This is a genomic window from Sphingomonas cynarae (assembly GCF_039537815.1).
Taxonomy (GTDB): domain Bacteria; phylum Pseudomonadota; class Alphaproteobacteria; order Sphingomonadales; family Sphingomonadaceae; genus Sphingomonas; species Sphingomonas cynarae.
In genome coordinates, this window is sequence record NZ_BAABBF010000005.1 from 287,136 (window position 1) to 308,717 (window position 21,582).

Here is a 21,582-nt window from a genome sequence, read left to right on the forward strand (position 1 = left end):
GCGACGGCCCTTTAGGCAGCGCCGGTGATGACTGATCCTACCCCTGCCGCACTGGCCGCCAGCCTGACGACCCTGCTCGACGTGGAGGAGATCGATGTTGACCTGTTCCGGGGCGCCCGCCAGCCGGGGGGCGAAGGGCGCGTGTTCGGGGGGCAGGTGATCGCCCAGGCGTTGCAGGCGGCACAGCGTTCGACGGAGGGCGACCGGGTGGCGCATTCGCTCCACGCCTATTTCATGCGGCCGGGCGACGAGCATCATCCGATCGTCTTTCGCGTGGTGCGCGATTTCGAGGGACGCAGCTTCGCGACGCGCCGCGTGATCGCGACGCAGCGTGGCCAGCCGATCCTCAACATGGCCTGTTCGTTCCAGCGCCCCGAAGAAGGGCTGGCGCATCAGGACGCGATGCCGGTCGTCCCCCCGCCCGAGGAACTGGCCGACGAGCAGGTGATGAGGGAGGCGATGGCGGCACAGTTGCCGCCGGCCGCGCGGGCGGTGCTGCTCCGCCCCCGGCCGATCGAGGTGCGGCCCGTCAGCCCGCGCAGCTGGATCGATCCCGGCCGTGGCGACCCGGTGCAGCATCTGTGGTTCAGGCTGTGCGCGCCGATCGTCGACGATCCGGCAATGCACCGCGCCGTATTGGCCTATGCATCCGATCTGGGGCTGCTGGGCACCGGGATGATCCCGCACGGCGTCGGCTGGCTGCACCCCAAGATGCAGGTCGCCAGCCTCGATCACTCGCTGTGGCTGCACGAGCCGTTCCGGGCGGACGAGTGGCTGCTTTATGCGATGCACAGCCCCTGGGCCGGGCACGCGCGCGATTTCAATCGCGGTTCGATCTTCACGCAGGACGGCCGGCTGGTCGCCAGCGTCGCCCAGGAAGGGTTGATCCGGCTGCGGGACTGACCCGTCATGGCAGCCGATGGCCCGTCAGGCCGCCGTCTGCCCGTATTCCTGCCGAATGACGGGATGGCTGGACGACAGGCCGCCATCGACCGCCAGCGCCTGACCATTGACGTAGCTCGCATCGTCGGAGGCGAGGAACAGCGCGACACGGGCCAGTTCCTCCGCCTGTCCGCCGCGGCGCAGGGGATTGAGGCGGCCAATGCGGTCACCCTTGCCGACGGCGCGGGCGTGATCGAACACGGGCTGCGTCATGCCCGTCTCGGTCAGCCCGGGCAGCAGTGCGTTGACGCGGACGTTCGACCCGGACAGTTGCTGCGCGGCGACCTGCGCCAGATTGATGACCCCCGCCTTCGATGCCGAATAGGCGGGCGATCCGGCACCGGAGCGCAGCCCCGCGACGCTGGCGGTCAGCACGATCGCGCCGCCGCCACGCTCGGCGATGCGCGGGGCCGCGTGCCGGATCGCGAGGAACGGACCGATCAGGTTGACCCGCAACACCTCCGTCATCAACGCAACGTCGGTATCGAAGATGTTGGCCATCCCACCGGAAATCCCGGCATTGGCGAACATCACATCCAGTCCGCCATGTCGGTCGCAGGCCAGTTCGATCGCGGCGATCACGTCGCTTTCCGATCCTGCATCCATCCTGATCGGATGGGCGGCGTCTCCGATCGTGGCGGCGGTGTCCTCCACGCCCGCACTGATGTCGGCGACGATCACGCGGGCGCCCTCGGCGGCGAAGGCGATCGCGGCGGCGCGGCCGATGCCCGATCCGGCGCCGGTGACGATGACCGATCTGCCCTGAAACCTCATGCCCCTGCCCTTTCCGCGAAACCCCATGCTGCCGCCGCCAGATCGCCGACCCGTGCCGCCGTCTCGTGCGCCTTGGCGCTGGAGGCGTTGCCGTCGATGATGCGGCGCTTGATCCCCTGCACGATCCCGGTCAGCCGGAAGAGGTTGTAGGCGAAATACCATTCGAGTTGCGGCACGCCGTCGCGCCCGGTGGCGGTGCAGTACCGGGCGACCACCTCCTCCAGCGTCGGGATGCCGGTGGCGGGGCCGGTCATGCCCAGCACCCCCGAACGCCCCTCCGGCGCGGTGACCCAGTTCATCAGCAGATAGGAGAAATCGGCGAGCGGATCGCCCAGCGTCGACAATTCCCAGTCGAGCACCGCGACGACGCGGGGGGCATCCGCGGCGAAGATCATGTTGTCGATACGATAATCGCCATGCACGATCGCCGTGCGGGTCTGCGGCGGCAGGGTGCGCGGTAACCAGTCGATCAGCCGTTCCACCGGCTCCATCCGTTCGGTTTCGGCGGCACGATATTGCTTGGTCCAGCGGGCGACCTGCCGCTCGAAATAATTGCCCGGCCGCCCGTAATCGCCAAGCCCCGCCGCCACCGGATCGATCCGGTGAAGCGCCGCCAGCGTATCGATCAGCGCCTCGTAATGGCGACGCCGCTCGTCCGGGTTGGCGTCCGACATCGTACCGTCCCAGATCGTCCGCCCTTCCACCAGCTCCATGACGTAGAAGGGAGAGCCGATGACGGCCGCATCCTCACACAGCGCATGAGGTAGCGGCACGGGGAAGCCGGTGGGGTGCAATCCGGCGATTACGCGATATTCGCGCTCGACCGCATGGGCGGAGGGAAGGATCGGCCCGAACGGCTTGCGCCGCAGGACATAGGGGCGTGCGGGCGTATCGAGCCGATAGGTGGGATTGGACTGCCCGCCGGGAAATTTCCGTGCCGTTACCGGCCCGGCGAACCCGGCGACCTGCGCGGTCATCCAGTCCGCCAGCCGATCGACGTCGATCCGGTCGCGATCGACGACATCCCCTTCACCGTCCACCGTCATTGTGGGACGTGGTTGGTATGCCGGCCGAACTCGGCGCGCGCGATCGAGCGGTTATGCACCTCGTCCGGCCCGTCGGCGAAACGCAGCGTCCGCACCGAGGCCCAGTCATGCGCTAGGGAGAAGTCCTCGCTGACACCGCCGCCGCCATGCGCCTGGATCGCATCGTCCAGAATCTGCAGGGCCATCGTCGGCGCGGCGACCTTGATCATCGCGATCTCCAGCTGCGCCGCCTTGTTGCCGGCCTTGTCCATCATGTCGGCGGCCTTCAGGCACAGCAGGCGCGTCATCTCGATATCGATCCGCGCCTTGGCGATCCGCTGTTCCCAGACGCTGTGGTCGGCGATCCGCTTGCCGAACGCGACCCGGCCGAGCAGCCGCTTCGCCATCGCCTCGATCGCGCTCTCGGCGACCCCGATCGTCCGCATGCAGTGATGGATGCGCCCCGGCCCCAGCCGCCCCTGCGCGATCTCGAACCCGCGCCCCTCGCCCAGCAGGACGTTGGCGGCAGGGATGCGCACATTGTCCAGCACCACCTCGCCATGGCCATGCGGGGCATGGTCGTACCCATAGACCGACAGCATCCGCTCGATCGTCACGCCGGGCGTGTCCATGTCGAGGATCATCATCGACTGCTGCTGGTGGCGTGGGGCGTCGACATCGGTCTTGCCCATCAGGATCGCGACCTTGCACCGCGGATCGCCGACCCCGGAGGACCACCATTTACGCCCGTTGACGACGTAATCGTCGCCGTCGCGCATCATCGCGGTCTGGATGTTGGTCGCGTCGGACGAGGCGACCTGCGGTTCGGTCATCAGGAAGGCCGACCTGATTTCGGCGTTCATCAGCGGCCGCAGCCAGCGCTCCTTCTGCTCGCGCGTACCGTAGCGCAGGAACACCTCCATATTGCCGGTGTCGGGCGCCGAACAATTGAAGCATTCCGACGCCCAGCCGATCCGCCCCATCTCCTCCGCACACAGCGCATATTCGAGGTTGGTGAGCTGCGTCCCCTCGAACGCGAAGCTGTCGTCCACCGGGGGGCGACCCGAACGGGGCGGCATGAACAGGTTCCAGAGGCCCGCCGCGCGGGCGCGTTCCTTCACCTCCTCGATCACCGGCAGCACCTTCCACCGCTCGCCTTCATGGCTCTGCGCCAGATACTCGCCGTGACGGGGGCGGATGTCGGCGTCGATGAACGCCCTTACCCGGTCCCGGAAATGGGTTTCGCGTTCGGTCAGGGTGAAATCCACCGCGTTGCTCCGCTTGATCGTGACGGACGATCCCTAGACCGTACCCGATCTTCGGTAAAGGCCGATAAAGCGAGCCGTAGCAAGCTGGTTTGACAATACCCGAAAAGGGACTGGTTCGATGACGCGAAGCTGATAGATAAGCAGGATGCAGGCAGGGGATACAGGCGAAACGGGTACGCGGCGGTTCCGTGCCAAGCGGGATGCGATCCTGGCGGCGGCGGCGGAGGCGATCAACGAGCAATCGGCGAAGGGCATGACCTTTGCCGACGTGGCGCGACGCGTCGGGCTGAACACCACCAGCGTCACCTATTACTTCAAGCGCAAGGAGGATCTGGCCGCCGCCGCGTTCGAGAACACGCTCGATCGCCTGATGGAGATGCTGGAGACGGCGTTGGCGGAGCCGACCCCAAGGGAACGGGTCGCCCGCTATCTGCGACTGAACATCGACCGGCTGGAACGGATCGAGCGGGGCGACGAAACCGCCTTTGCCGTGCTGTCGGACCTGCGCGCCACCGAAGACCCGATCCGGACACGGTTGATGGCCGGCTGGCAACAGGTGTTCCGCACCACGCGGCGGCTGTGGGGCGATCCCGTCGCGAAACCGCTGAAGGACCTGGCGAGCGCGCGGGCGCATGTGCTGCTGGAGAACACCTTCTGGTTGCCGATATGGATCAGGCGCTACGACGCCGATCAATATGGCCGGATCGAGCAGCGGCTGATGGACGTGTTCGATCATGGCATCGCGCAGCCAGACGCCCGCTGGGCGCCGACCATGCTCGACCTGAGCCATGACGAAGCGGAGCCGGGGCGGGCGGCGTTCCTGCTGGCGGCGACGCGGCTGATCAACCAGCTGGGCTATCGCGGGGCCTCGGTCCAGCGGATCGCGTCGGAGCTGAACGTGACGAAGGGCAGCTTCTACCACCATCTCGATGCCAAGGACGAACTGGTCACCGCCTGCTATCGCCGCTCGTTCGATACGATCGCGGAGGCGCAGGCGCTGGCCGACGCCGGGAACGTCACGCATTGGCAGCGTCTCGCCAGCACCGTCGCCACCTTGCTCGACGTGCAGTTCGCGGAGACGACACCGCTGCTGCGCACCACCGCGCTCAGCGGGCTGCCGATGGGTGTGCGCGATGCGATGGTCGATCGGTCGAACAGGATCGCCCGCCGCTATGCCGGCACGATCATGGACGGCGTGGCGGAGGGATCGTGCCGCCCGGTCGATGCGCTGGTCGCTGCGCAGGCGCTGATGGCGTTGCAGAACGCGGCGTTCGACATGCGAAAATGGGCCGCAACGATGCCGCGGGATCGCGCGGTGGCGATGTACGCCTCCACCCTGCTCTATGGCCTGTTCGACGACCGGATGGCGGCCGAGTAACCATTACCCCTGTCCTGCAGCCTGATGATCCCGCTATGACGCGGGGCGATGCCGGCCAATGGGCTGGTATCTTGCGCTGCAGCCGGGCGAAAGGTCGCGTCGGACCCCTGTAGGATGCGACGTTCGTGACTTTCCGATGGCGCCCGGTCGGTGCCGCCACCATCTTGGCGGTCATCGCAACAGGAGCATGCTCGTGATCGACCTTCACTATTGGCCCACCCCCAACGGACACAAGATCACGCTGTTTCTGGAAGAGGCTGGCCTGCCCTATCGTCTCGTTCCGGTGAACATCGCCAAAGGTGCGCAGTTCGAGCCCGATTTCCTCGCGATCGCCCCGAACAACCGGATGCCGGCGATCGTCGATCACGCGCCGGCCGATGGCGGCGCCCCGCAGTCCGTCTTCGAATCGGGGGCGATCCTGCTCTATCTCGCCGGCAAGACGGGGCAGTTCATGCCTGCCGATCCGCGCGGTCGGGTAACGGTGACCGAATGGCTGATGTGGCAGATGGGCGGACTTGGCCCGATGCTTGGCCAGAACCATCATTTCAACCGTTACGCCCCGGAGAAGATCCCGTACGCGATCGATCGATATGTCCGCGAAACCAGCCGGTTATACGGGGTACTGAACAAGCAGCTGGAAGGGCGGCCGTTCATTGCCGGGGATTATTCGATCGCCGACATGGCCTGTTATCCATGGATCGTTCCGCATGAGGTGCAAGGCCAGACGCTCTCCGACTATCCGCACCTCCAGCGCTGGTTCGACGCGATCGCCGCCCGGCCCGCCACGATCGCCGCCTATGCCAGGGGCAAGGAGATCAGCAACAACGAGATCGCCGACGACGAGGCCCGCAAGATCCTGTTCGGGCAGGGTACGCGCTGACGGCAACCGGGGCCGGCGTCTGCCGGTTCCGCTCCTTCCCCTCCGTACAAATTGCGACAGTTCCAGCGTCGCGCTGACACACCGACGCGACAGCGGGCGCCGATATCCATGGGCGGCGGGACGGTCCCGCCAATCCTTGCGGAGACCGACCGATGATCCTTTCGCTCATGCTCGCTACCCTGGCGCAGGCTGCCCCCGCCACCCCCCCTGCCCCGCCGCCCGCCGGACGGATGATGGAGCTTCGCGCGGCGGATACCAATGGCGACGGCGTCGTGACCAGACAGGAGGCGCTGGCCCGTGCCGATGCCCTGTTCGCCCGCATGGATACCGACCGCAACGGCACCGTCTCCGCCGACGAGCGCAAGGCAGTGATGGCCGACGGTGGATCGCCGCAAGGCGGCCGACGGGGCGGGATGGACGATGGCGGCCTGACGGCGGCCCGGATGCGCGAGATGGCCGGCCGGCGCTTCGACCGGATCGATGCGAATGGCGACGGCAGGCTGGATGCCGCCGAACTCGCCGCCGCGCCCACCAGCCCGCGCGGCGACCGTCGCCGCGATGACGGGAATCGGTAAAGGCCGTCGCCGTTCCGAACGGGCGGCTGTTCCCAGGAGACATCCCGATGCTAGAACCCGTGGCCATGGGAGATCAGCCGCATCTGTTGCTCGTCGATGACGAGCGTTCGATCCGTGAACCGCTGGCGGTCTATCTGACCAAACAGGGGTTCCGGGTGACCCAGGCGGGCGATGCCGAAAGCGCGCGCGCGCGGCTCGCCGCCTATGCCATCGATCTGGCGATCATCGACATCATGATGCCGGGCGAGGATGGCTTGAGCCTGTGTCGCCACGTCGCCGCGACCAGCGAGGTGCCGGTGATCCTGCTGACTGCGAAGGCGGAGGAAACCGACCGCATCGTCGGGCTGGAGATGGGCGCGGACGATTATGTCGTGAAACCCTTCTCCCCCCGCGAACTGGCGACGCGGGTAAAGGTGGTGCTGCGCCGGACGCAGGCGGGCGGCGCCCGGCAACGGGCACCGGACAGCGGCGCCCACGCCTTTGCCGGCTGGGTGCTGAAGTCGGGCGAGCGGGCGTTGATCGATCGCGAAGGCGTATCGGTGCCGCTGTCGACGGGCGAGTTCAACCTGCTGCTCGCGCTGGTCGCCCGGCCACGACAGGTGCTGACGCGCGATCAATTGCTCGACCTGACGCAGGGGCGCGAGGCGGCGGCATTCGACCGGGCGATCGACAATCAGGTCAGCCGCCTTCGCCGCAAGATCGAGGCGGACCCCCGCAATCCGGAGATCATCAAGACGGTCTGGGGCGGCGGGTATACGCTGGCGGCGGAAGTGACGCGGTTGTGACCACGGTTCGCGCAGCGGCCGCCCGAATGTGGCCGCGCAAGCTGGCCGGGCAGATGACGCTGCTGATCGCACTGGCCTTGTTCGTGGCGCAGGCGATCAACTTCACGATGCTGCTGCGCGAACGGCGCTATTTCGCGCTCACCCAGATCACCGGCCCGGCAGCGACCCGCTTCGCCGATGCCATCGAGCGCGGGTTGCAGGGGCGCCCGCCGGTGGCGGACCGTGGCCGGGTACGCCTGCTGCCACGCAACCCGGTGCCAGTGGGGCGCGAGCGGGAGCCCGAGGTGGAATCGAACCTGCGGACCGCGCTGAGCGAGTCCGGCGTGAAAATAGGCCGGATCGTCACCGGGCTGGCGCCGTTGCGGGCGGATAACCCGCTGTTGCGACGAATGCCCGCCGATCGGCAACGCTATATGATGCGGGTCGCCGATGAGTTGACGATCGCGGTGGAGCGCCCGGGGCTCGGCTGGCTGGTGCAGCGGATGCCGTGGGGGCACCGCGACATGGGGCTGATCTGGCGTCTGGCGGGGCAGACGCTGATCCTGTTCGTGATCGTGCTGTTACCCGTACTCTGGGCGGCCCGACGCATCTCGCGTCCGTTGCGCGATCTGACCGCTGCGGCGGAGCGTTTCGGCTCGGGTACCCCGGTGGTACCGGTCGCCGTGACCGGGCCGGACGACGTCGCGGCGCTGATCGCCGCGTTCAATGCCCTCCGGTTGCGCGTTACCGCGATGCTCGACGAGAAGGACCGGATGCTGGGTGCGATCGGCCACGACCTGCGCACCCCGCTGGCGGCATTGCGGGTGCGGATCGAATCGGTAGAGGACGAGGCGGACCGGACGCGGATGGCGGAGACGATCGCGGACATGAACCGGACGCTCGACGACATCCTGTCGCTGGCGCGGCTGGGCAGACCCAGCGAACCGATGACCGATGTCGATCTCGCCGCGCTGGTCGATGCGGTCGTGGAGGATTTCCATGATCTCGGCGCGCCGGTGGCGTTCGAGGAAGCGGCGCGATTGCGGATGCGGCTGCGCCCCACGCTGATGCGGCGGGCGGTACGCAACCTGATCGAAAATGCGGTGAAATATGGCGGATCGGCAGCGGTGTCGGTGGAGGACGGCACGGAACGGGTGGCGATCGTGGTGGCCGACGACGGTCCCGGCATTCCCGATGACCGGCTGAACGACGTATTCGACCCTTTCACCCGGCTGGAAACGTCGCGGAACCGCGATACCGGCGGGATCGGCCTGGGCCTTGCCCTGGCGCGCGCCATCGTGCGGGATGCGGGGGGTGAAGTCGTTCTGGCCAACCGGGCGGAGGGTGGATTGACCGCCACCATCATTTTGCCGCGATAACTCTTTTTACGAGCGATACCGTTAATTGTTTATTGCATTTTCTTTACCATACCGCATATTCAGTATATAGGTTTAAGCGTCAGCACGAAGAGGCTGGCCCCGAGAGGATTCGATCATGGTTCGTGCTGCCCGCGTTACAAACCCGCTCTCCCGCGCACTGGGTGCCGGTATTGCGATTGGCGGGATGTCTGCCGCACTGTTCCTGATGACGGATGTTGGCACCACGAAGCATGGTTATGCGAATGCCACTTTGCCGGAGGCTGTGAGTTCCACCGTCAGGCGCTGACGGGGATGAGGTGACACAGCATCAGTTTGCCGGTTCATCTACGCCAATGATAAATAAGCACTGAAATTTTACCGGGCGGCAGGACGTAACCGTCGTGCCGCCTTATGCCGTTTCCGGTATGTCATCATGTGGCTGACGATCGGCCTGATCCGCCGCCTCGATCAAGCTACGTCCGGTTTCACGCGCAGCGTCCGGCGTCATCGCAACGGCGACACCACCCGGGCCATCAAGCAGGACCACGCCGCTTTCGGCGGTTGCCTTGCCGGCGACGGCTTCCGGTTCGAGCTTCGCCATCTCCCCGTCCTTCGAAATCATGGCTGCCACCATTGCGTGTGTGTCATAACCCGCCGCGAAGATAGGCGGGATTGAATTGTCCCAACGCGCTCAATTGCTTCCAGTTCACGATAGTTACCTGACCTGCGCGGAATATCATCAACTCGCGCTCACGCAGGGAGCGCAGGACACGGTTGACGTGTACCCCGGTCAGACCGCACGCTTCCGCCACATCGGCCTGTTTTAGCGGCAGCAGGAAGCGGTCGTTCTCGACCATGCCGACCATGTCGAGCCGTACCTTCAACTCACACATGAAATGAGCGATCCGCCCCTCGGCATCCAGCCGCCCCATCCGGAATATCCACTCGCGGTGGACCGAGGCGTCGAGCAACGTCGAGAACCACAACATCCGGGTGAGATGCGGACGGGTTTCCACAATCTCCTCCAGGGTGTCGTGCGTCCATGACGCAATCCTCGCGGGGCTCAGCGTGGCAACGTCGTGGTCGAGCCGTTCCATCGGAAAGGCATGGAGGTCGACGAAATCCCCCGGCACGTGGATCGCCACCAACTGCCGATAGCCGGAATGATCGTCCATGTACCGGCACATGAAGCCGTCGAGCAGCAAGGTGCTGGTTCTGACCCGGTCACCGGCCCGGACCAGGGTATGACGGCTCGGCAAGTCCCGTACCCGGTCCACAGTTTGATCGAGCAGGGTTAGCTCGTCCTCACTCAACCGCTGCCGGCCACGTCCGCGCAGAAATTTGTCGGTAACGCGTTCGGTCGTATCAGCCCTCATCGATCCTCCATGCCTTTCGACCGACAAACGGATTGATCCGTGTCTATTCGTGCAACCGCCATGTTTCCCGTGGGTTGCGTTGCCATCATGTACCCGATTTCGTTCCAAAACAATCATCCGCTCGCGCGATCCTTCATCGCTTCGGTCGAGCGCCCCGACTTCCCATGCGTCGGTGCCAAATCGGCGCTGGGCAAGGGGCAGATGGATATCCTCGTCGCCCGCGACATCGCTTCCGCCTGGGACGACATGCGGATCATGCCGGCGTTGGCGGCGACGGTCGCCCGTTACCGGGCCGATCGTGCGCTGTTCCGGACGATGATCGTCCTGTTCGAAGGACCGTCGGGATTGACCGAAACCGAGTTCGAGCGTCACTTATGGGCACGGGCGCAGTCGCTGTCCGACAAGGATGAATGGCTGGGCTATCTGCCCGATCCCACCGTTTCCTCCGATCCCGACGATCCACATTTTTCGCTGAGTTTCGCGGGTGAAGCGTTTTTCGTCGTCGGACTGCACCCTCAGGCGAGCCGGCCGGCCCGACGGTTCGAAACCCCCGCGATGGTGTTCAACCTTCATGACCAGTTTCAGGTGCTGCGGGAACAGCAACGGTATGAAAAGCTGCGTTCGGCAATCCTGACGCGGGACGAGCGGCTGGCTGGTTCGGCGAACCCGATGCTGGCCCGACACGGTGAACTGAGCGAGGCGCGCCAGTATAGTGGCCGCGCAGTCGATGCGTCGTGGAAATGCCCGTTCCAGCGGGGTGCATTCCATGGGTGATCCGGTCACCATCCCGCCGCGATCGGGTACGGCGTTTACCCTTGATCGGGGCCAGACGCTGACCGTGATCGATCCGGAAGGACGGCAGGTGTCCGATCTGCTCGCCTTTGCGCGCGACGATCTGCGCGAGGTGATATCGTCGGGGCGGACGCTCGATTATGCCAACCGCATCTATCTGACGACCGGTGACCAGCTCTATTCCAATCGCAGCAACGTGATGCTCGACATTATCGAGGACCGGGTGGGGCGGCATGACTTCCTGTTGACGCCGTGTTCGAAGGATACGTTCCGGATCATCTATGGCGATACGGACCCGCATCGCGGCTGTTTCGGCAACCTCGCGGCGGCGCTCGAACCCTATGGTGTGGGGCCGGATGCCATCCCGGTGGCGTTTAACTGCTTCATGAATGTGCCCGTCGACGGTGCGACGGGCAGTTTCACCGTCGAGCCGCCATTGAGCAAGGCGGGTGATTTCATCACCTTCCGTGCCGAGATGGATCTGGTGATGGCGCTGACGGCGTGTTCGGCACTTCAATCGAACGGGGGGTCGTTCAAGCCCATCCAGTATCGGATCGACTGAATGCCCCCCGCTCTGTTCCGACTGCGGTCAGAACCGGAAAGAGAGCCAGCCGGCGAAAAAGTCCGAATTGGTATAGCCTGCCTGGGTCAGGGCCGGTCCGGCGATCAGATGCTCGTAGCGGCCCGTGAAACTGATCCGCGACGTGATCGGGTAGACCGCCTGGAAGCGTAGCGTATCCGCGATTTTGCGACCACGGACGTTCTGGGTGCCAGCGAAGGCGGTGCCGTTCGCGCGGTAAACCGCATCGGTCGTCGTATCCCGCCATGACAACTGGTATTCCGCCGTCAGACGCACCTTGCCCAGTGCAGTAAAGGTGAAGTTGGGGGCGACGGTGATCAGGTTGGTCGGGGTCGCGAACAACTGATAGCTGTAATAGATGTTATTGCCGAAGGGCGCGAGCGAGTTGCGCAGCTTGCCGGTGCCATAGGCACCGCCGCCGCTGGCATAATCGGCGTGGATGCCGATCCGCGGTGCCGTGCGATCCTTGCCCAGCTTGTAGGTCTGCGCCAGCAGGACGAGCCACGCGTCGATCGGTCGGCCATCGTAATTACCGCTCTGATAGTTGACCGTCCAGTCGAGGTTGACCGGGCCGGCATCGCCCCAGAAATGCAATCCGTAGAAATTGCGTTCCTCGCGCCGGGTGGTGGTGCCCCACACCGCCGCGCTGTTGCGCAGGCGCCAGAAGAACGGGTCGAGATACAGCTTCGATTTGCCGAACAGAGTGGTGGGCAGCACCACGCCGCTGGAGATGCCGGAAAAGCGGCGGCCGTCGTCGGTGACGTCGTCGCCGGTGCCGCCCACGCCCAGGCGGGTGGTCTTGAAATCGAAGATATCCGCGCGCAGCGTCTTGCCCCGGGCCCAGGCGCGGACGCCGTTGAACACGAAGAAAATGGTGTTGTTGTCGCGCGGCACGACCAACAGATTCGGGCCGTCGGCAAAGGTCTGTCGGCCGTAGCGGACGCCGAGATTGGCACCGGCGACATCGCCGGTCACATCGACGAAGGATTGCTGGACGATCAGATCGTTGCGCAGCGTCGCGGCGACCGTGCCGAGGTTACGCCCGGCCAGGCCGCCATGCGCCAGCTCGCCGAACAGGCGAACATGCCTGCCCAGATGGAGGTCGGCACCCCCGACGATGCGGTTGATGTCCTGTCGCTGCGCATCGCTTTCACGCAGATTGGGATTGGTCGTCTCATTGACGCGAAGGCGCAGTTCCCCCGACAGGGTCAGGTAGATGTCGCCCTTGTCGTTGAACGGGATGAACTTCAGCCGATCGAGGAAATCGTCGCGCTTCTTGGGATCGCGATAGCGGGTCCAGTCCTCCGCCCAGCGCGACTGGTTATAGCCGCCCGTCGTCACGCCGTCCCCGGCCGCTTCCGCCGGATAGGATTCCGCGATGGGCGAGGCGGCGGTCGGGTTGGCCAGTTCCTTGGGATTCTGGGTCTGTGCCGGCGTGGAGAGTAGATCCGCGGCGGTTGCAGGCTGATCGGCGGTGGCGGCGGCTGCCGGTGTAGCAAGGCACAGCAACAGGGTGACCGCGCCGAGGGGCCGGTTGATGGTCTTCATGGCGATGGGATCCTTGGGATCGGAGGCGGAGGAAATGACCGGTCGGTGCGCTGTCGGGATGCGATGCCCGTACCAAATGCTCTTCATAGAGCGCGCTCTCTAATCGACCGGCCTTTCCGTTCCACTAATGCGGTGGTCAGCGACGTTGGACGTATCCGCCGATCATTCGGCCGGGATCGCGCCCGCCGGCAGTTGATCGACCCGCGGCATCTCACCGCGCATCGCTGCATCGAACCGGTCGCGATCAAGCGCGCCTTCCCAGCGTGAGACGACAACGGTGGCGACCGCGTTGCCGATGAAGTTGGTCAGGCTGCGGCACTCGCTCATGAAGCGATCGACGCCCAGGATGAGCGCCATGCCCGCGACGGGCACCGACGGTACGATCGACAGCGTGGCAGCCAGCGTGATGAAGCCCGCACCGGTCACGCCCGCCGCGCCCTTTGAGCTGAGCATCGCGACACCGAGCAGCAACAGCTGCTGGCCGATCGTCAGGTCGACATTGCAGGCCTGCGCGATGAACAGCGCCGCCAGCGTCATGTAGATGTTGGTACCGTCGAGGTTGAACGAATAGCCGGTCGGCACGACCAGCCCGACGATGGACTTCGGGCAACCGGCCCGCTCCATCTTCTCGATCAGCGAGGGCAGCGCGCTTTCCGACGACGAGGTGCCGAGCACCAGCAGCAATTCGGCCTTCAGATAGCTGATGAGCTTGAAGATCGAGAACCCGGCAAGCCGCGCGACGACACCGAGCACGACGATGACGAATAGCAGCGCCGTGAGATAGAAGGTCCCGACCAGCATCGCCAGATTGGCCAGCGTGCCGACGCCATATTTGCCGATGGTGAACGCCATCGCGCCGAACGCACCGATCGGTGCCGCCTTCATCACGATCGACACCAGCTTGAAGAAAGCGATCGACACGTCTTCGAAGAAGTTCAGGACGCCCTCGCCCCGTTCACCGATCATCGCCAGGCTGATGCCGAACAGGATCGCGACCAGCAGCACCTGCAGGATGTTGCCTTCCGTGAAGGCGGACAGCAGCGTGTCGGGGATGATGCCGGTCAGGAAGCCGGTGATCGTCGTGTCATGCGCCTTGGCGGTATAATCGGCGATCTTGGTGGTATCGAGCGTCGCGGGATCGATGTTGAGGCCCGCGCCCGGCTGGACGACGTTGGCGACGATCATGCCGACGATCAGCGCCAGCGTGGAGAAGAAGAAGAAATAGATGAAGGCCTTGCCCGCGACGCGGCCGACCGACGCCAGATCGCGCATCCCGGCGATGCCGGTGACGATCGTCAGGAAGATGACGGGGGCGATGACCATCTTCACCAGCTTGATGAAGGCGTCGCCTACCGGCTTCAGCGCTTCACCCGTTGATGGATAGAAATGGCCCAGCAACACGCCGGCGATGATCGCGACCAGCACCTGCGCGTAGAGATGTCGATACCATGGCCGGGCGGCCGGCGGCGTGGCGGTTGACGGTATATCGAGAGTCATCGTCGGGCCTTTCATCCTCGTGGTGGGCAGTGCCATCTCTGCGGACGGTTGCGTGATGCCTGATTGTGGATCGAATCGCCGCGAAGGAGCAAGCGACATGCCGCGCATGCTCAACATCATGAAGATAAACGGTTTTCGCTCTCCGAATGAAATGACAACGGCAAGCGCGTGGCGTACCCGAACGCTGAAAGTGTCGAAATTTGCACATGCCGATGGTGCGCGTTAGGCAGGGACGATGCTGATCGATCCGCTTCGTCGCTGGTGGCGCTGGACATTGGTCGCGCTACTGCTTCCCGTGACGGCGGCCTGGATCGTCGGGTCGATCGCCGAACGACGCGCGCTGAACGCGCTGGAGATGCAGGCGGGCACCGATGCGCGGCTGCGTCAGGCATTGTTCCAGAGCGAGGTCGCCCGGTTCCGCCTGCTGCCGCTGGCACTGGCGGGAGATCGCGATCTGCCCGCTGCGCTGGTCGCGGCTGGACAAGCGCGTCTGGCACTGAACCGCAAGCTCGAAGGGCTTGCCGCCACGACCGGAGCAGCGGCGATCTACGTCCTCGACCGTCAGGGGCGGGCGATCGCGGCCAGCAACTGGCGGACACCGCGCAGTTTCGTCGGGCAGGATTATGCCTTTCGTCCCTATTACCGGCTGGCCGAGCGCGACGGCGCCGCCAGCCAGTTCGGGCTTGGCACGATCAGCGGCAAGCCCGGCTTGTATCTCAGCCGCAGGGTCGATCATGACGGGGTGATCGTCGTGAAGCTGGAGTTCGACCTGATCGAGCGTCAGTGGCGGCAGGCGGAGGGTATCACCTTCGTGACCGATGACATGGGCGTGATCCTGGTGACCAGCAGGCCGGACTGGCGGTTCCGGACGACACGGGCACTGTCTCCCACAGTGACGAAGCGGTTGCAGGCGGAACTCAAGTCCGGGCCGGGATCGCTGCGTCCCCTGCCCTTCGGTCTGGCCAATGAGCGGCGTCGTGTCCGCCTGTCGCCGTCGTCGGAACAGATGGTGCATGCTGCCTTGTCACCGGCGGATGGGTGGCGGCTCCACTTACTGGCGCCGGCTGCCCGACAGGTTCGCGGTGCGGTTCGCAGTGCGCAATTCGCAGCCGCCTTCGCGGTGCTTGCGTTGATCGGCGTCGCCTGGGGTATCGCCGAACGCTGGCGCCGACGCGCGGTGCAGGTTGCCGCCGCCACCGCACGGACGGTCGAACTGGAAGCCGCCGTCGCCGCGCGGACCGGCGAACTGCGCCGCGAAATGGACGAACGTGTCGCGAGCGAGGCCCGCGCCGAGACGCTACGGGAAGGCTTGCGGCAGGCGAACCGTCTGGCGACGCTGGGTCAGGTCACCGCCAGTGTGGCGCACGAAACCGCGCAGCCGGTCGCTGCGATCCGGACCTATGCCGTCAACAGCGAACGGCTGCTCGACCGGGGGGACGAAAACCAGGTACGGGCCAATCTCCAGGCGATCGGACGGCTGGCGGACCGGATCGGTACCGTGACCGCCGAATTGCGCGGTTTCGCCCGCAAGGGAACCGGCGACATCCAGCCGATCGCATTGGCAGAGGCGATGGACGGCGCGCTGCTGATCCTGAAGGGGCGGATGGCCGGGATCAATTTGTCCATCCCTCCGATCCCGTCGGATTTGCGCGTGATGGCGGGCAAGGTCCGGTTGGAACAGGTGCTGGTCAATCTGCTTCAGAATGCGGCGGAGGCGCTGGCGGGTCAGCGTTATGCGACGATCACGGTGTCGATCCGTCAGGCGGGTACGTATCTGCTGGTCGATATCGCCGACAACGGCCCCGGGATCGCATCGACGGTGGCGGACCGGATATTTACCCCCTTCGTCACCAGCCGGGCTTCGGGCCTGGGTCTGGGGCTGGTGATAGCCCTGGACATCATGACCGATATGGACGGTAATCTGGAACTGGTCCCATCCGACCATGGCGCCTGTTTCCGGTTGAAGCTGAGGCGCCCGACATGACTGTAACAGACGCGGACGATATGCCGGTGGTCGCGCTGGTCGACGACGACGACGATCTGCGCACCGCGCTGGCGCAGACGCTGGATCTGGCGGGATACCGCGTCGTACCGTTCACTGGCGCGGAAGCCGCACTGGCGGCGATCGATTCGGCGTTTCCGGGCGTGGTCGTCACCGATGTACGAATGCCGCAGATCGGTGGAATCGAACTGTTCCGTCGCCTGCGCGAATGCGATCCCGATCTGCCGGTACTGCTGATGACCGGTCATGCCGACGTGCCGATGGCGGTCGACGCGCTGAAGGCGGGGGCGTGGGATTTCCTGACCAAGCCATTCGATCCGGAAGCGCTGCTCGCGGCACTGGCCCGCGCCGTCGCGCAGCGATCGTTGGTGCTCGACAATCGCCGGCTGCGCGCGCTGGCGCTGGTGGCGGATGCCTCGCCGCTGGTCGGGCGTTCCATCGCGATCGAACGGCTGCGCGACACGATCGCGGTGGTGGCACAGACCGATATCGATATCCTGATCGAGGGGGAGACCGGTACCGGCAAGGAACTGGTAGCCCGGTTGATCCATCGCGGCGGGCGACGGGCGCGGGCGCCGTTCGTCGGGATCGCCTGTGCCGCGCTGCCCGATGCGCTGCTGGACGAGGAGATGTTCGCCGCGCGCGGCACCGTTGCCGCGGCGCGTGGGGGCACCCTGTTCCTCGACGATATCGACCGCGCCTCCCCCGCCCTCCAGGAACGGCTTGTCCCGCTGGCGGAGGACCGGACGCTGCGGATCGCCGGCGTGCATGATGCAATGCCCGTCGATCTGCGGCTGATCGCGACGGCAGCCGAACAGGCGGAGGACCGGGTGCTACCGGCGCTGTTCTACCGGCTGGCGGCCGTACGCCTGCGCATCCCGCCGCTGCGTGAACGACTGGACGACGTGCCGCTGCTGTTCGCGCATCTGGTCGACACGGCTGCCGCACGGCTCCGGCGACCGATCCCGCCCCTTACCCATGCCGTGCGCCAGCATCTGGCGACCCATCGCTGGCCGGGCAATGTGCGCGAACTGGCTCATTTCGCCGACCGGGTGGTGATCGGGCTCGAAGGGGCGGAGGCGGATCACCCGATCGCCGCAGCCACGCTGCCCGAACGCGTCGACAGTTTCGAACGGCAGGCGATCATCGATGCCGTGACGGCAGCCGGGGGCGAGATCGGGGTTGCGATCCAGCAACTCGGCCTGCCCCGCAAGACCTTTTATTACAAGGTGCAACGGCTGGGGATCGACCTGACCACGCTGCGCCGGTCGATCGCGCCGCCCCGTCCCTAGCGTTCGCTCCCGAACGGGATCGACCCCATCAGCGACATGATGGCGCGAAACACGGCGCACGATCGAAATCGGTCCGCGTGAAGGGGCGATCGCGAAAGAGATAGCCGTAGTAGAACCAGCGCAAGCGTCGGTGGAATGCCCGCACCCGATCCTGATAGGCGAGCTGCGCGGTCAGGTCGGTATCGGCGAGCCGCATCAGCAATGCCTGGACGCCGACCGACGGCAGCAGCCAGCCGAGCATGCGCCCGGCGGCGTCGCGCGCTTCCAGACCCTGTCGATAGGCCCGCACCCGTGGCGCCACGCTGTCATCACCGTTCTGATGAAAGGCGAGATACCATTTGTAATGAAACGCCGTACCGAGCGGGGCGGAATCGGCCCATTCGGGATAGTTAGCATAGAAGCGCCGCATCGTATCCTCGCGCGGGATATCCCAGGCTTGGTTCACCGCTTCCCGCTGCGCCAGCGCGATCTCGGATCCCTGATCGACCGGGATGGCGGTGTTGATCGCGACGTTCGCCAGGGTCGGAACGATCAGGACCAAGATCAGCCACGCCGCCGCCAGTGTCGCGGCGTTGGTGACGGAACTCCAGCGCCACCGCCCGATCAGCGCCGCCAGCCCCACCCAGAACAGCAGATAGCCGAGGACGACGGCGGAAACCGTCAGGATCACGACCGTCGATACGCCCTCGATCACCGAGGCGATGACGAACGGACCGCATAACGCGATCCATAACGATCCCAGTCGCAGGGCGGTACGACGCCGCCACAATCGCCGTCCGCCGTTCGCCAGCGTATCGAGCATCCGCTGCCGACCCGCCTCCCGCTCGCCAGAGACCATATCGTGAAACAGGGCGATCACGAACAGCGGCGCCAGGAACACCAGCACGAAGGCGAAATCGAACCGGCCCGGCAACGCCGCCTCCGGATTGAAGATATCACCGTCGTGAATTTGTGCTTCCAGACCCAGTGCCCGGACGCGAAGGATGTAGGGCGAGACGTCGCGCATCCCCAAGGCGGCGAAGGCGAGTGGTGCGGGCTCGTCCCAGGTCGGATGAAAGCTGTAATAGGCGGCGCTGCCGGCATCCCCGGTCCGGTCGACATCGTCGGCGACCGCGCCGATATCCTCTGCCTGTGCCGCCGGGATGGCCGCGATGGCGGCGCGCTGGCGCGCTACCTCCGCCATGCCTGCGGCCAGTGCGGCGGCCGTAAGCAACGCGAGCAGGGCCAGCGCGATTACCGTCAGACGCTGTCGCAGCAACAACCGGAGTTCGTCGCGCAGCAGGTTCATCGCCCTGCCCCCAGCCGACGGGTGGCGAGCGCCAATAGCGAAGACGCGAAGGCCAGCCAGCCGATCACGACGACCAGTCCCGGCAGCGCTGCAGCGGCAAGCGTGCCGCCGCCCGGGGTGACGAAGCGGAAATCGGGCATCGCCTGCCAATGATCGGCACCGATCCGCTTGCGACGATCCGCATCGGCATCGGTCGCGCTGTCGTCGGCATAACTGACGCCGGCTGCCTGGAGGTGGTTGAGTCGCTGGACGAGCGCGTAGCGATACGCTTCCGCCTGCTCCATGAAACGGCGATGCCCGGCGACGTCGGTACCCGCCGCCGCCATCGACAGCGAACGCAGCGCGATCGTCGGGCTGAACACCCCGATCGCCGCCACCACCCGGTTCTGGCTGGCCTGCGCGGCGAAGCTGGCGGCGGCATAGCGATCGAACAACGACGAGGTCATCCGCTCACCCTCGACCGCGACCACGCCCTTGTAGTTGATCGGCAGATCCTCGACCTTCGATACGCCGTACCGGTTCAGCACCGACCGCTTGAACGCCGCGAAATGGGGATCGTCCGGATCATGGCTATCCCCCATCCGCCGCAGGTCGCGGGCGATGGCGACATCGGTCTGGAACCGGTTCGTCAGCGGGATCGCGGCACTGGCGATATCGGGAGCGACGCGGGGCAGCAGCACGACCGCGACCGTCCAGATCGCCAGCAGCGCCAGCAATGCATCGCGGCCGCGACGGACCAATGTGGAAACGAGCAGGATCACCACCGTCCACAGCAGCAGATAGACGGCATAGCCCAGCACAATCGCCAGCATCGGCAAGGCAAGCGCACCCGGCTGGCCGGCCACCGCGACGAGACCGATCGCGGCAGGCGTGGCGGCAAGCAGTGCCACGGTGCCCAGCGCCAGCAGCTTGCCGCGAACCACCTGCCCCCGGCTGGTGCCCTGCAACATCAGCAGCCGCAGCGTACCGCGCTCCGTCTCGCGCGCCAGGGCACCGTAGCCCAGAAAAATCAGCAGCAATGGCGCCACCACCTGAAGCATGAAGGCGGGCGTCAACTGGCCGAAGCGGATCAGCAGCGAACTCTGCCGGACGTCGCCGAAATTCGCGGTGTTCTGTCGGTGCCCCTCCAAGAACATGCTGCTGCCCGTGAAGGCATCCACCCCCGGATCGAAGGCGGCAAGCGGCCCGAGCGGCCGGAAGATGAAGGTGCCGTAATGCACCATCCGATGCGGGTGCCGGTCGGGCTGGGCATCGAACGCGGTTTCCGCGGCATGGGCATGGCGATCGCGCAGGGCGGCGACGCTGCGCTGATGCGCAAACGAACTGGCGGTGGCGACCAGCGTCAACAGCACGAGCAGTACGATGGCGATGAGGGCGACACGATTGCGCGCCATCAGCCGCCACTCATCGCGTGCGATCAGGCGAACGACGCTCATGCCGCCGCTCGCCCGTCGCCGATCTGGAACCGGGTATGGAGCGCACGCACGTCGAACCGATCCGGTCCAGATGCCGTCACCGCATGGGCGACCCGGCCGTGTTCGAGGAAGGCGATGCGATCGGCGATATCGGCGGCAGACAGCAAATCATGGGTCACCATCAGGACGGCGGTGCCCCGTTCCCGCACCGCGACCAGCAGCGCGTTGAAATCGGCGGTGGCGCGGGGGTCCAGTCCGGACGTCGGCTCGTCGAGCAGCAACACCGGCACCTGCCGCAACAGCGCGACCGCGATCGCCACCTTTTGCCGCATCCCTTTGGAAAAGCCGCCGAGCCGCTGGTCCCAGGCACGTTCCTGCAACCCCGCCGCCGCCAGCGCATCGACGATGGCGGTCCGCCCCTGTCGTTCGCCTGACAGGGCCAACAGGTAATCGGCGTTCTCGACTGCCGAGAGATGTTCGTAGAGTGCGACGTTTTCCGGCAGATAGGCGATGCGGCGCCGGACGGCATCGGGCTGCGCGACGGGATCGATCCCGCATATCGTCACCGTACCCGATTGCGCGCGGGAGAAGCCGAGCAGAACGGACAGGGTCGTCGACTTGCCCGCGCCGTTGCCACCCAGCAAGGCGGTGATGCTGCCGGCGGGAACGGCAAGCGACAGGCCATCCAGTACGGTGTGGCGATCATAGGCCAGGGTCAGGTGGTCGATAAGTATCGGATCGGTCGTCGTCGGCATGCGTACCTCAAGCGTCGCGGACGGACCTCATGCGACATTCAAAACAATGTAACAAGATATCATTGACGATGTT

Annotated in this window: 22 protein-coding genes; 12 read left to right on the plus strand and 10 right to left on the minus strand. The window is 65.7% G+C overall.

Annotated features, from left to right (window positions below):
• The first annotated feature begins 27 nt into the window (after window positions 1-27).
• Window positions 28-903 carry an acyl-CoA thioesterase gene (locus ABD719_RS12595; protein WP_344693732.1) on the plus strand — a complete coding sequence of 292 codons (876 nt, stop codon included), beginning with the start codon at window positions 28-30 and terminating at the stop codon, window positions 901-903.
• A 24-nt stretch (window positions 904-927) separates the two neighbouring features.
• On the opposite strand, the gene ABD719_RS12600 is transcribed toward ABD719_RS12595, so the two are convergent.
• The 3 genes from ABD719_RS12600 to ABD719_RS12610 are packed head-to-tail and all read right to left on the minus strand — an operon-like array spanning window position 928 to window position 4,009.
• The gene (locus ABD719_RS12600) at window positions 928-1,716 is read right to left on the minus strand and encodes an SDR family NAD(P)-dependent oxidoreductase (RefSeq protein WP_344693734.1); all 789 of its coding nucleotides are present in this window, start codon (window positions 1,714-1,716) and stop codon (window positions 928-930) included.
• Window positions 1,713-2,762, minus strand: coding sequence for a phosphotransferase family protein (locus ABD719_RS12605; RefSeq protein WP_344693735.1), 1,050 nt, complete (start codon window positions 2,760-2,762; stop codon window positions 1,713-1,715). Before ABD719_RS12605 ends, ABD719_RS12600 begins: the two co-directional genes overlap by 4 nt.
• Window positions 2,759-4,009 (minus strand): acyl-CoA dehydrogenase family protein, encoded by a 1,251-nt coding sequence (locus ABD719_RS12610; protein WP_344693736.1) that lies wholly within the window; start codon window positions 4,007-4,009, stop codon window positions 2,759-2,761. The genes ABD719_RS12605 and ABD719_RS12610 overlap by 4 nt, the downstream gene beginning before the upstream one ends.
• A gap of 145 nt (window positions 4,010-4,154) precedes the next feature.
• On the opposite strand from ABD719_RS12610, the gene ABD719_RS12615 reads away from it, so the two are divergent.
• From ABD719_RS12615 to ABD719_RS12640, 6 genes are all read left to right on the plus strand, one after another.
• Window positions 4,155-5,387, plus strand: a complete 1,233-nt coding sequence (locus ABD719_RS12615) for a TetR/AcrR family transcriptional regulator (RefSeq protein WP_344693737.1) — start codon at window positions 4,155-4,157, stop codon at window positions 5,385-5,387.
• A 193-nt stretch (window positions 5,388-5,580) separates the two neighbouring features.
• Window positions 5,581-6,267: a glutathione binding-like protein gene (locus tag ABD719_RS12620; RefSeq protein WP_344693738.1), complete on the plus strand. Its 687-nt coding sequence runs from the start codon at window positions 5,581-5,583 to the stop codon at window positions 6,265-6,267.
• A gap of 152 nt (window positions 6,268-6,419) precedes the next feature.
• A complete protein-coding gene (locus ABD719_RS12625) occupies window positions 6,420-6,842 on the plus strand; it encodes an EF-hand domain-containing protein (protein ID WP_344693739.1) in 423 nt (140 codons plus the stop codon).
• 65 nt (window positions 6,843-6,907) lie between these two features.
• On the plus strand, window positions 6,908-7,627 hold the full coding sequence (locus ABD719_RS12630) for a response regulator (RefSeq protein ID WP_344693812.1): 720 nt from the start codon (window positions 6,908-6,910) through the stop codon (window positions 7,625-7,627).
• Between the two features lie 53 nt (window positions 7,628-7,680).
• Complete coding sequence (locus tag ABD719_RS12635; RefSeq protein WP_344693814.1) at window positions 7,681-8,985, plus strand: sensor histidine kinase; 1,305 nt, start codon at window positions 7,681-7,683, stop codon at window positions 8,983-8,985.
• A gap of 115 nt (window positions 8,986-9,100) precedes the next feature.
• Window positions 9,101-9,271: a hypothetical protein gene (locus ABD719_RS12640; protein WP_344693740.1), complete on the plus strand. Its 171-nt coding sequence runs from the start codon at window positions 9,101-9,103 to the stop codon at window positions 9,269-9,271.
• A 102-nt stretch (window positions 9,272-9,373) separates the two neighbouring features.
• Here ABD719_RS12640 and ABD719_RS12645 read toward each other — a convergent pair whose 3' ends face one another.
• Together ABD719_RS12645 and ABD719_RS12650 are read right to left on the minus strand one after the other, a co-directional pair.
• A complete protein-coding gene (locus ABD719_RS12645) occupies window positions 9,374-9,565 on the minus strand; it encodes a hypothetical protein (protein WP_344693741.1) in 192 nt (63 codons plus the stop codon).
• Between the two features lie 43 nt (window positions 9,566-9,608).
• The gene (locus ABD719_RS12650; protein WP_344693742.1) at window positions 9,609-10,340 is read right to left on the minus strand and encodes a Crp/Fnr family transcriptional regulator; all 732 of its coding nucleotides are present in this window, start codon (window positions 10,338-10,340) and stop codon (window positions 9,609-9,611) included.
• A gap of 87 nt (window positions 10,341-10,427) precedes the next feature.
• On the opposite strand from ABD719_RS12650, the gene gntA reads away from it, so the two are divergent.
• Both gntA and ABD719_RS12660 read left to right on the plus strand, forming a co-directional pair.
• Window positions 10,428-11,114 (plus strand): guanitoxin biosynthesis heme-dependent pre-guanitoxin N-hydroxylase GntA, encoded by a 687-nt coding sequence (gntA, locus tag ABD719_RS12655; protein ID WP_344693743.1) that lies wholly within the window; start codon window positions 10,428-10,430, stop codon window positions 11,112-11,114.
• The gene (locus tag ABD719_RS12660) at window positions 11,107-11,694 is read left to right on the plus strand and encodes a DUF1989 domain-containing protein (protein WP_344693744.1); all 588 of its coding nucleotides are present in this window, start codon (window positions 11,107-11,109) and stop codon (window positions 11,692-11,694) included. Before gntA ends, ABD719_RS12660 begins: the two co-directional genes overlap by 8 nt.
• A gap of 27 nt (window positions 11,695-11,721) precedes the next feature.
• On the opposite strand, the gene ABD719_RS12665 is transcribed toward ABD719_RS12660, so the two are convergent.
• Window positions 11,722-13,260 (minus strand): alginate export family protein, encoded by a 1,539-nt coding sequence (locus ABD719_RS12665; protein WP_344693745.1) that lies wholly within the window; start codon window positions 13,258-13,260, stop codon window positions 11,722-11,724.
• A gap of 162 nt (window positions 13,261-13,422) precedes the next feature.
• Entirely contained in the window at window positions 13,423-14,757 is a 1,335-nt protein-coding gene (locus tag ABD719_RS12670) for a dicarboxylate/amino acid:cation symporter (RefSeq protein WP_344693746.1), read from the minus strand.
• A gap of 97 nt (window positions 14,758-14,854) precedes the next feature.
• Between ABD719_RS12670 and ABD719_RS12675 the strand changes: the two genes are divergently transcribed.
• The 3 genes from ABD719_RS12675 to ABD719_RS12685 are packed head-to-tail and all read left to right on the plus strand — an operon-like array spanning window position 14,855 to window position 18,051.
• A complete protein-coding gene (locus tag ABD719_RS12675; RefSeq protein ID WP_344693747.1) occupies window positions 14,855-14,983 on the plus strand; it encodes a hypothetical protein in 129 nt (42 codons plus the stop codon).
• 9 nt (window positions 14,984-14,992) lie between these two features.
• Entirely contained in the window at window positions 14,993-16,741 is a 1,749-nt protein-coding gene (locus tag ABD719_RS12680; RefSeq protein WP_344693748.1) for a sensor histidine kinase, read from the plus strand.
• A complete protein-coding gene (locus ABD719_RS12685) occupies window positions 16,738-18,051 on the plus strand; it encodes a sigma-54-dependent transcriptional regulator (protein ID WP_344693750.1) in 1,314 nt (437 codons plus the stop codon). Before ABD719_RS12680 ends, ABD719_RS12685 begins: the two co-directional genes overlap by 4 nt.
• A gap of 28 nt (window positions 18,052-18,079) precedes the next feature.
• Here the strand turns inward: ABD719_RS12685 and ABD719_RS12690 are convergent, their stop codons facing one another.
• From ABD719_RS12690 to ABD719_RS12700, 3 genes are read right to left on the minus strand one after another with little or no spacing between them, the layout of a single operon-like run.
• On the minus strand, window positions 18,080-19,339 hold the full coding sequence (locus ABD719_RS12690; RefSeq protein ID WP_344693751.1) for a DUF3526 domain-containing protein: 1,260 nt from the start codon (window positions 19,337-19,339) through the stop codon (window positions 18,080-18,082).
• Window positions 19,336-20,775, minus strand: coding sequence for an ABC transporter permease (locus tag ABD719_RS12695; RefSeq protein ID WP_344693752.1), 1,440 nt, complete (start codon window positions 20,773-20,775; stop codon window positions 19,336-19,338). Before ABD719_RS12695 ends, ABD719_RS12690 begins: the two co-directional genes overlap by 4 nt.
• On the minus strand, window positions 20,772-21,509 hold the full coding sequence (locus tag ABD719_RS12700; protein ID WP_344693753.1) for an ABC transporter ATP-binding protein: 738 nt from the start codon (window positions 21,507-21,509) through the stop codon (window positions 20,772-20,774). The genes ABD719_RS12695 and ABD719_RS12700 overlap by 4 nt, the downstream gene beginning before the upstream one ends.
• Window positions 21,510-21,582: the final 73 nt, after the last annotated feature.